The organism is Pseudomonas sp. TH04 (assembly GCF_016651355.1).
Taxonomy (GTDB): Bacteria; Pseudomonadota; Gammaproteobacteria; order Pseudomonadales; family Pseudomonadaceae; genus Aquipseudomonas; species Aquipseudomonas fluorescens.
Map to the genome: position 1 here is coordinate 5,085,846 of NZ_JAEKEA010000001.1, position 11,069 is coordinate 5,096,914.

An 11,069-nucleotide genomic window follows, 5' to 3' on the forward strand; every position below is an offset into this window, starting at 1 on the left:
TAAAGCCGGGCTAGCTCAATTGGGCGCGCGACTCTGAAGAGACGATTACTTCATCCATGCACGATTCAGACTGTTTTTTTCGAAATTTAATATTGATGCAAGGCGTTCTTTATGGGTGTCTGGAAAATAGATCTTTCCAGATGCTCGCGTGATGGCTGTATACAAGAATGCGAGCTGCTTCGACAGAGCTGTTTTTCCGCGCAAATCAGAAAAATAATAAAGGTCCTCTGAGATTGCCATCTTTTTGAATTCAAAATTCTTGGCCGTAAATACTGTTGCAAGCAAATAACGCGATGGCAAATCGTGGCTTAATTCGCTACGAGGAGCGTGTTGGTAGAGTTCCGTTACCCCGTATTTAACTCCAACCGTTTCCAGCCAATGCTCGACTCGGTTAAAGGATTCGTTCCAGTTCATTACTTTGCGCAGATCATCCCAAGTTCGGAAGTTAGAAATCGCCTCATGCTCCGGGCGAGCATTATGTTGATACAGTCCCAGGCATCCAGTCAGGAATGACTCGAATTTTTTCGTCCAGTCAACAACCGCAGCCCCTTTCTTCATTTCGCGATTACGAATCAACCAATCAAACAGTCCCCACTCGTCAGCGACCAAGATGACCGAAGGTTCAGAAGGAAAAGAGTCAGACGGGTATTCTGCAACCACCGTTACTTTTGATTTGTCAGCGACAAAAGGCATTGCACTTACTTCCGGGAACGCCGCTATTAGCGGATTTACAAAACCTGCTAGCGCGGGTCCCGCGCGTAATGAAATAGCCATATCGTTGTGGCGAATGGTCGCTTTGTGATGAGCGTAGAAGCCCTGCAAGTTCTGAAATCTATCACCCAACGAAATGACAGTGTGCCCCGATTCATCCAGCAACTGAACCACCGGGCCAGTTAGGTCCTGCGCTTCATCAATCAGGATCGTATCAGCGTATTCAGGTATTGGAAGTCCCGCCAGAGCTACCTGTTTGATTCGATGATACCCGCGAACTGGAAGAGCGTCAGATTCGATATCAAGGCATGTCATTCTCATCCAGAGCTTGGCCGCTGCCGCTGCTACGGCCTCTTGCTCAATCGGCGATAGCCATTGGATCTGGTTGCGAGGGATGTGTGTTTTTGTAATGTACGGGTCGGAGGTTGAGCAAAATTTTGTGAGCACTGCCCAGCAAAGCGCCGCTACTTGATACGCATTGCGCTTTCCGATCGAGCCAAGTCCTACCTGCTCCGCGAGTACTGAGTAGGGGATTTGGATCCTCGACGCCGCATTCATTTTATTCTGGAGTTCTCTGTTTCCGCGTGCCAATAGCTCAACCGCTAGGTCTTTGAATGTATTTGTTTTTATTTTATCTTTCGAAAATCTATTTTCTATTGGTTGAAGCTTTGGCCTTGTGTCAGCGAGAAGCATGAATCGCCGTTCTGGCATCAGCTCCAATATCTCTCCAATAACGAACGTTTTTCCTGTCCCGGCGTGAGCTTGCGCTTCGATAGAGTCCTCTTGGTTAGCTCGGATGGTATGGATCATCCGAAGCTGGTGATCGCTCACTCGTATGATCCTGCCATTAGGACGCACATGCTCATGGCTTAACGCTCCCACGACAATGTTTTGCCTTTTGGCGTAGTCGAAATCCCATGAACCGTCATGGCGAACATACTTGCGGCTAGCAATTGCTTCTTGGCTCATTAGGCTAATGCCTAATTTTGGTGCGAGCATGAGTCCGGCGGTAAATGCACTTCGATCGAAATGGCTGGTCAACGCCGATTTCAACAATTCGATGTCACGAGGCAACAAGCTGGCGAACGACCGTTCCATCTCCAGCGGAGCGCGCACCGGAAGCCTGGGTAGCTGGTGCAGGTACAATATCGCCGCGATTTCATAGCGCGATAGAAGCGCGATATCCGGACTGTTGCCCCGAGAAAACGCAACGCTCAGGTCTTCACTGATCGGTAGATACCAGCTAGGTTTTGTCATCGAATTCGATCATCAAGGGCAGAGAATTCTCTCTATGATGCCATGATATGGCTATCACAATGTGGTCTCGTCACTTCTACCTTCTTGCCTGAATAACTCGTCTGGATTCCCAGATAAAGAAATTCCCAACCAGTGATTAGTCAGGGAGTATAGGGGGTATTTTTCGGCCTCTTCATGAGGCAAGCATTGGCAGCTCCAGGAGCCCATGGATGAATATCAAGATTGAGGCGCTGATCGCACGCAAAATCGGCTTCGCTTCCCACCAGAATGCCATCCCGCTTGTACGCGAATTGAGCATTTCGAACCAGGAAGAAACAAGTCTTGAAGATTTGGTACTGACTTTAAGCACCGACCCAGATTTCGTCGAAAGCCGCACTTGGCATATTGACCGGATTCATGCGGGTGATCGCCTCAGCATCTCTGAACGTGACATCAAGCTCAACGCTGGATATCTGTCCGGGCTGAGTGAAAGCCTGAGTGCCGATGTGGTAATGCGGTTGTCCCAAGGTGACAACCTACTCGTCGAGCAGCGCTTTCCTACTGAACTGCTCGCTCGCACTGAATGGGGCGGTTTGAGCGCCATGTCGGAGCTACTGGCAGCTTTCTGTATGCCCAATGATCCAGCGGTAGACCGAGTTCTCAAAGCCGCTTCTCAAGTCTTGCGGCGCGCAGGGAAAAAAGACGGTATCGATGGCTATGAAAGCAAGTCACGCACGCGGACGTGGGAGCTTGTTTCCGCCATTTGGTCTGGGGTTTGCAGCTTTCAGTTGAGCTATGCATTACCTCCTGCCAGTTTTGAGCAACAGGGCCAGAAGATCAGATCGCCAGGCATCATTCTGGAAAACGGCGTGGCGACCTGCTTGGATACGGCGTTGCTTTTTGCTGCGGCTTTGGAGCAGGCTGGGTTGAACGCCTTGCTTATCATGACGAAGGGGCACGCGTTTGCGGGCGTCTGGTTGCAACCGCAAGAGTTTTCTCAGCTGCTGACCGATGAGGCGTCGGCAGTACGCAAGCGCTTGGACTTGAAGGAGATGGTGGTTTTCGAGACCACCTTGGCCACCCAAGCTCCGGCACCAAGTTTTAGCCAAGCAGTCGCAGCTGCGGAGCGGCAACTCGATGATGAGCAATTCATCATGGCGATCGATTTGCACCGTGCTCGGATGCAGAAGATCCGCCCAATGGCGCTTGTGTCAGCAGCGAACGCATCCGATGCGACGGCTGATGCTCCGCCGACGGCTGAAGGGTTGGAGGAAGCCCCATCACTCCCAAGTTTTGATGTCGAAATCAACGAGGGTAGCGAAGGTCCTGCGGGAAAATTAACGCTGTGGCAACGCAAACTCCTCGATTTAACTACACGCAACCGTCTGCTGCATCTGCCAGACAGCGCTAAAGGTGTGCGTCTTCTCTGTCCGGATCCAGCAGCTCTGGAAGATCTTCTTTCCAGTGGCCAGCGCATTCGAGTGGTGCCGGTACCTGACCTAAAAAGTAGTGGCCGTGATGTGGCCGTGTACGAGCAACAGAATAATGAAAGCCTGGTCGACGAAGTCGCCCGTCAAGCACTCGCACGGGGTGAAGTGCTCGCCAACCTGGAGAAAATCAAGCTTGAAGCGACCCTGATCGAGCTATTCCGAAAGGCGCGCAGCGATCTGGAGGAGGGCGGTGCAAACACGCTGTTTTTGGCAATTGGCTTTCTTAAGTGGAAGAAAAGTGCAGATGACCCGAAATCCTACTCCGCACCACTGATTTTGCTGCCGGTAAAACTTGAGCGCAAAAGTGCCTTGTCTGGTGTGACATTGACGTTGCTCGACGAGGAGCCACGTTTCAACCTGACTCTACTTGAATTGCTACGTCATGATTTTGAGTTGGTCATTCCCGGGCTTGACGGCGAACTGCCAAGTGATGACAGCGGCATCGATGTGAATGGCATCTGGAACATGGTGCGGCGAGCAGTACGCGACGTGCCGGGATTTGAGGTAACCACCGAACTAGTATTGGGCACCTTCTCATTTGCCAAATATTTGATGTGGAAGGACCTGAACGCCAACTCGGTGCAGCTGCTGCAAAGCCCATTGGTGAAACATTTGTTGGAGCCTAAAGAAGCAGGTGAGGGCTTTTCTGGCTCAGACGAGTTTCCTAGGCCCGAGCTTCTGGACTCATCAGTAACACCCGCTCAGCTTTTTGCCCCACTACCAGCTGACTCTTCGCAGTTATCTGCCGTGGTGGCATCTGCCAGCACTCATAGCTTTGTAATGGATGGGCCTCCGGGAACCGGCAAGTCGCAGACTATTGCCAACATGATTGCGCATAACCTCGCGTTGGGGCGTCGCGTGCTGTTCGTTGCAGAGAAACGGGCCGCCCTTGACGTGGTTTATCGTCGCTTGGCAGAGAAGGGGCTGGGCGAGTTTTGCCTGGAGCTGCACTCAAGCAAAGCGTCCAAAGTTGAAGTGCTCAAGCAGTTGGATCGCGCATGGGATGTGAGTGACGCATTGAGCGCCGAGGATTGGGAGCGTGAGGCTGCTCGATTGCAAACGCTACGATCGCGACTTAACCAGTTGGTCGAGGTCCTACATCGACGTTGGAGCAACGGTCTTTCCCTGCATCAAGCGATTGGTCGCGTCGTGCGTGATCATGGTCCTCAGACGCCGAGACTGGCTTGGCCACCAAGCACGCAGCACGATGCTGCCGAGTACGGCCAGTTACTTGACCTCTCGCGTCGGCTTGGACTTAACGGTGTTGCCGCGCGCGACCTGTCAGGTAAGTTTGGCGCTCTAGCGCACACCCAATGGTCAAATGCCTGGCAGGCAGAGATTGCTAGCACTTCGCGTGAGTTGCCCCTGGCTCTTGACGCCTTAAATGATTCGAGTGAAAGGCTGCTTAAGCTTACGCATCTATCGTTGCCAGCGGCTGAAGTAATACAGGTCCAGCAGTTAAATGAGTTGGCAACTCTGATCTTGGAATCCCATGGCCTAAACCTTTCATTCGCATTCGCTCCCGACGCCGTTACGCGTATCGATTCTGCCCGGCGTGCTTGCCAGTTGATCGAAAGCTATCGCGAGCTAGAACAAAGTCTGTCGCTAAATTATGCCGACGAAGCGTGCCGTCGCATTCCATTCGAAGCAATTAAAAATGAATGGCGAGAGGCTGAGGGTAAGTTCTGGTTCTTGGCTACTTTCGCCAAAAAAAAGGTAGCTAAGAAATTTGCCGCTTTAGGTGGCGCGGCGGGCTTACCGGACACGCTTGGTGACCTCGCAATTTTCGAGCGCCTACAATCGCAGCTAGTGGAACTGGACGCTTTGGCAAGTGACATGCAGTCGATCCCTGGCTGGCAAGGTCTGACTAGCGACGCTTCCCGTACACTACGGGCCATCACACTGGGTGAGAGTCTGCGCGGGCTGCTGAGTGGTTTGGCCGAATCACCCGACCACTTGGTTTCATTGCGCGGCGCAGTCGCGCGTCTGGTCATCGATGCAAATGAAATGTTGGTGCCGGGTGGGCAAATCAGTGCAGCGCTATTAGCGTTGCAACAGGCCTTGTCCCGCTACGATGAGGCTGCTCGGTTGTTTGCTGGATTGGCTGCAACGGGCACAGAGACGCATCCGGCCGTTGCTACTCTGCGGGCCACTTCTCTCTCCATTCAGCAGCAAGAAGAGCAGCTCAAGGCTTGGTGCGATTGGTGCCGTGTGCGCGAGCAGTCTACCGAGGTCGGTTTGGCCAGTCTGGCTCAAGCATTGGAAACAGGAAGCCTTTTACCATCGGCAACCGAGCATACCTTTGTTACTGCCTATGCTCATTGGTTTGCGACACAGGGCATCGACAGCGAACCGGTTTTGAGAAACTTCGTCGCTGCCGAGCACATGAGTGACATCGGAACTTTCGTTCGTTTGGACGACGAGCTTGCGAAACTGACGGTGCGTTATATCCGGGCGAAACTATGTGGCTTAATCCCTTCCAAGAATGACATCCCTAAGAGCAGCGGCTTCGCCATTCTCAAGCATGAATTGCAGAAGTCCCGTAGGCACAAACCTGTCCGGCAGCTGGCTATTGAGATGGGGGACGCGCTGAATCGCCTCGCACCCTGCATGCTCATGAGCCCACTGTCGATTGCGCAGTTCTTGCCTGCCGATCAACCCCCATTCGATCTGGTCATCTTCGATGAGGCTTCGCAGATTGCTCCATGGGACGCAATCGGTTCGATAGCTCGGGGCAAGCAAGTGGTTATCGCCGGTGACCCACGTCAGATGCCGCCTACGAACTTCTTCAGCCGTGGCCCGAATTCTGGCGACGACGACACAGCAGAAGACATGGAGAGCATCCTGGACGAATGCTTGGGAGCAGGGGTGCCGAGCCACAGTTTGAGCTGGCACTACCGTAGTCGCCATGAAAGCCTGATTGCGTTCTCCAACCATCGTTATTACGACAGTAACTTGATTACCTTCCCAGCAGCCGAAACCCGCGCAAGTGCTGTTGAGTGGCGCAGGGTTGAGGGCGTGTATGCAAAAGGAAAAGGGCGTTACAACCAGGCTGAAGCAGAAGCCATTGTCAGCGAGACAGTTAAGCGTTTAACCGATCCTGCGTTCGTCGCTGCTGGTCATTCAATCGGGATCATCACACTCAACTCTGATCAGCAAAAGCTGATTAACGATCTGTTGGACACTGCCCGTAAGCAATACCCTCAGATCGAGCCGTTTTTCCAGGATTCCCAGACCGAACCCGTCGTCGTCAAAAACCTTGAAACGGTCCAGGGCGATGAGCGAGATCTGATCATGCTCGGGATAGGGTATGGCCCAACCGAGCCGGGTGCGCAGGTCATGTCGATGAACTTCGGCCCCCTAAATAAAGACGGTGGATGGCGCAGACTGAACGTCGCCATCACAAGGTCACGACGAGAGATGTTGGTGTTCTCATCCTTCGATCCGTCAATGATCGACCTCAACCGGACCAATGCTCGCGCGGTTCGGGATTTGAAGCACTTCATAGAATTTGCTCAGCGTGGCCCTAGAGCCCTAGCAGAGGCGGTACATGGCTCGATTGGAGGATACGATTCGCCGTTCGAAGAAGCTGTTGCTCAAGGGCTACGGCGTCTCGGCTGGCAGGTAGTCCCACAAATTGGAGTGTCGCGTTTCCGCATTGACCTGGGCATTGTTCACCCCGACCGTCCAGGCGACTACTTGGCTGGCGTCGAATGTGATGGTGCTACTTACCACAGTGCCGCCACTGCTCGGGACCGGGATAAAGTCAGAGGAGCGATTCTCAGCGGCTTGGGATGGACCCTGGTGCGACTTTGGTCCACGGAATGGTGGGTAAATAAGGAAGGTGCCTTGCAGAAGCTGCACATAGCTCTGAACGACCTTCTGGCTCAATCCCGAATAGAGGCAGTCGGTAGTCAAGTAACCGAGGAACCACAGGCCGCTCCAATTGTTATCGATTTCTCAGCCGACTCCGGCATTAGTGATGAGTTGCCAGAAGCGTCCATTAGCTCCGTGAGTAATTTGCCGACGGAGCTTGCTGACGTTCGCATAGCTCGCGCTCACAGTGATCAACCTATTACTCTAGGGCAGAGGGGTGAATATCGCATCGCTGATCTTTCTTCTCTTGCGCACATGATCCAACCCGAGCAGTTTCACTTACCTGCTTACAGCCAAGTGCTCCGTCAGATCATTGAGGAGGTGCTGCGCCAGGAAGCCCCAATTCTCGACGCACTCTTGGTCCAGCGTATCGCTCGCGCGCACGGCTTCCAAAGATCAGGACGGCTTATTCGAGACAGAGTGCTGGAACTGGCCGAACAGCACCATCACGTTCAGCAGGCGGGATTTGAGGAGGTATTCGTCTGGCACGCCGAGGGCGATGTGATGGAGTGGTCGACATATCGTGTTCCGGCATCGGCCAATGACGCGCGTTCAATCGAGGAGATTGCGGCGGAGGAGTTGCGCATCGCAGCGAGCATTATCGATGCAGGGGACCCAGCCATAGAAGTAGCTAGGCTACTAGGCGTGAAGCGTCTTACAGGGGCAGCGCGTGAACGCATTGAGCGAATACTGAACACGTAGGGTGTCTATGAGACCAGGGACGATTCAGAGGGTCGTCAAATAGTAGCCGTCACCGGCTAGATGTATCCAGTCGCTGTTGGAGGTATTGGGTCCCTCTGCGTTGTTCGGACGGGAGGTGGGGTATGCGCAAAAGGGAGAGGCCTTGCAGGGCAAAGTGAATACCCCTGGGCCCATTTCCCCGGCAGGGGAGTCGGGGCGGCCACCCTGGCGAAAAGCTGTCCGTGCTGTCCGGGCGAGGTGGCCGATCCCATTGGCTGCCCGGCTGGAGCATGTCTCGGTTTCAAAGTGCTACTATCGCGGCGTACAGGAGTCACAGTTTAGGAAAGAGTGAGCGTTGTAGATGGCAAAGATGATCCCGGAGCATGGCCCACACCACACTGAAAGCTATGGTGAACGTCAACTCTACTCAGTCCTCAAATCCCAGCTACCTGACGAATACACCGTAATCCACAGCCTCCCTTGGTTGTGCTCCGCGGTAACCAAGCTCGACAACAGAGCAAGGCCAACGGGAGAGATCGACTTCCTGATAATCCACCCTGTGGATGGGGTTTTAGCTCTTGAGGTTAAGAGCGGTGTTTACCGGGTTGAAAACTCTCTGTTTGTTCATGTCCGCAACGGCTACAAGATAGACCCGCTCAGTCAAACTAAAAAAAATATTCATGGATTCGCGTCGTGGCTTGGTGCTGACCCGTCGCTACGCCTGAGAATCGGATACGGGTTTATTTTTCCTGATTCGGATTTTGATCGCTCTAATATCCCAGGAATGTACGATACTCAATCCAATCCGCCTCAGCCGCTCTATATAGATTTTGAAGCTTACCCTGACGTAGCTCAGAAAATCATAGACCTTATGAAGTATTGGAAGGGGGCGCTTCAAAATTCTGATTTGGGGACTTTTCGAACCCGAGAGCTAATCGATTACCTTGCGCCAAAGATTGATGGCCACCCTCGGTGGGCGAGCCGCATTCGCTATGACAACAAAGTATGGCTCCAGTTGACTAGCGAGCAAAGTGCGGTAGTGCGCTTTGTGCTGAAAAATACAAACTCTCTTATCACGGGCTGGCCGGGTACAGGGAAAACCTTGATGGCCATCGAGGCTGCTAGGAAACTCTCGGTGGAAGGCAAGCGGGTATTGGTTCTCTCATTCAATGCTAGGCTAACTGAGCATATTCGTGCACAGCTTGAAGTATATCGAACCTGCACAGTGATGACTTGGCACGGGCTCTGCCGTCAAGCAGCGAATGCGCTGAACCATTTGTCGGTGGGGGAGGAGTGGTATAAGGTCAATTGTGTAGAGGATCTCAATACTGCTATTAATAAGGGTTTGGTTGGAGAATTCGACGCTCTTGTCGTAGACGAATCGCAAGCGTTGTCAGAATCTTGGTGCAAGAGGCTTGTAAGCTGGTTTGATGGGAAGCCAAAAGCATTTTTTTGCGACGAAACTCAAGTATTTAAATTCGAGCGTAACGGCGTAACTTTAGACGGCTTGAAGGAGGTTTTAGGAGTGGATGCGTTTCAGCTTTCGATCATCTTACGTATGCCGAAAGCAGTTACCGAAATTCTTTCAGAGGTTGTTCCTCCCAAGATCCAACTGTCCTCGCCGCGAGTAGCTGAACCGGATACTGCGCTTGAAATCATCACACTGACCCCCTGTGAAGAGCTTTTACGTATTAAGTCTGAACTCATTACGGGTGGCATTGATTCAGAGGATATCGTCGTTCTGACGGGGTCGATAATTGATAGGCAGTATTTTGATTTTTTGAAGGCTGAAAAACTAGCTACGGAAAATATAGCGAAATTCCGTGGATTAGAAGCTCCCGTTGTAATTGTTTTTGGTGCTGAAGCATTAGATACAGCCGAGCTTTTTAGCGCCTATTCCCGCGCAACGACGAAGTTTGTAGCTATTTACAACGCTCATAATCGTCAATGGAAGGGCCGTCTGGATTTCCAATCCCGGTTGCAGGGGAAACCTGACAGTGCGGCGATTCTGAAAAAGGCCCAGGTCCCTCTTCGCATTAGAAACATGGTGGCGCGTTGTACCTCTATCAAATCCTTGGATATGAAGAGTTTGGATGTAATGTGGGCTGAGAATTGGGGGGCAATGCTCGTCGAGTTCAAAGCGCACGAAACTCAACTGATTCTTTGGGTTAATTATCTGTCCCGAACTATCTCTAGTCCTATATTCATATGGTATGGAGACACCCTCACTAAATTCTACATGGTTGTGCCTGAGTTATATAATGATGTTGAATCGTGTGGTCATTACTCTCTGACTCTGGAAGAGTGCAAGGCATGCGGTTCCCTTACTCCACATAGTGATACTGCGAAAATCAAGTGTGCACTTTGCTATACGGTGGAGAGTAGGTTGTTGCCGCTCGATCAGGATGTCATCGACCAAATTTCTTTGTATGATGCTGTTATTACTTCGCGACTGCCGACAGATCAAACTCTACAATTACGGCCTCATCTCCCTTTAGAGGTGGCAGCAGTAGCAGCATTGATGCGTGCGAATAAAAATAAAGTTCGAAGCAACATCCTTTTGGTCCAATTACCTTCCGGACGAAACCTGTACACGACCGCGTTCGTGTTTGCACAATCCAGAATTGCAGTCTGCCCACCTAAGACAACTATGTCGGTAGACATACTCGCGGATGAAATTTACCACCGCTACAGGGAACTGGAGCAGATTTCGTCAGCAGAGTGGCGTTCAATTGTTGCGAGCGCCTTCGCCACGTTCAAGCAGAAAGGTTATGTGGTCAGAGTTGGTAAAAAGCTATATCAGCCCGTGGAAGATGTAGACGCACCAGTGCCTAAGCGGTATACCAATGATTAAAGAAGATGTATGTAGGGGGCACTTCCTGAGGCCACAGTGAGGCTGATAGACGAGTTTGATGCTGTCCTCGGGTTCTGGTGCGGCGCAGTATGGTCGTTCGCAGTCAAGGTCAGTTGTCCTAGACCGCAAGCGAATGTTCCCAGGCTCCGGTGCTACTACCTCTCAATTATGCCGGCTGAGCTTTCGAGCAGCCCCCCTGATCACCGCCTTGAAATGCCATT

3 protein-coding genes are annotated in these 11,069 nt (G+C 52.1%); 2 read left to right on the top strand and 1 reads right to left on the bottom strand.

The window, feature by feature from the left end:
* Positions 1–45: 45 nt before the first annotated feature.
* The gene (locus JFT85_RS22950; RefSeq protein WP_201230463.1) at positions 46–1,968 is read right to left on the bottom strand and encodes an AAA family ATPase; all 1,923 of its coding nucleotides are present in this window, start codon (positions 1,966–1,968) and stop codon (positions 46–48) included.
* 209 nt (positions 1,969–2,177) lie between these two features.
* On the opposite strand from JFT85_RS22950, the gene JFT85_RS22955 reads away from it, so the two are divergent.
* The gene (locus tag JFT85_RS22955; RefSeq protein WP_201230465.1) at positions 2,178–8,015 is read left to right on the top strand and encodes a DUF3320 domain-containing protein; all 5,838 of its coding nucleotides are present in this window, start codon (positions 2,178–2,180) and stop codon (positions 8,013–8,015) included.
* A gap of 340 nt (positions 8,016–8,355) precedes the next feature.
* The gene (locus tag JFT85_RS22960; RefSeq protein WP_201230467.1) at positions 8,356–10,848 is read left to right on the top strand and encodes a nuclease-related domain-containing DEAD/DEAH box helicase; all 2,493 of its coding nucleotides are present in this window, start codon (positions 8,356–8,358) and stop codon (positions 10,846–10,848) included.
* The last annotated feature ends 221 nt before the right edge of the window (positions 10,849–11,069 follow it).

Bases quoted from the DNA above. Each gene is read 5' to 3' on its own strand.
- JFT85_RS22950 (WP_201230463.1), bottom strand. From the start codon at position 1,968: ATGACAAAACCTAGCTGGTATCTACCGATCAGTGAAGACCTGAGCGTT.
- JFT85_RS22955 (WP_201230465.1), top strand. From the start codon at position 2,178: ATGAATATCAAGATTGAGGCGCTGATCGCACGCAAAATCGGCTTCGCT.
- JFT85_RS22960 (WP_201230467.1), top strand. From the start codon at position 8,356: ATGGCAAAGATGATCCCGGAGCATGGCCCACACCACACTGAAAGCTAT.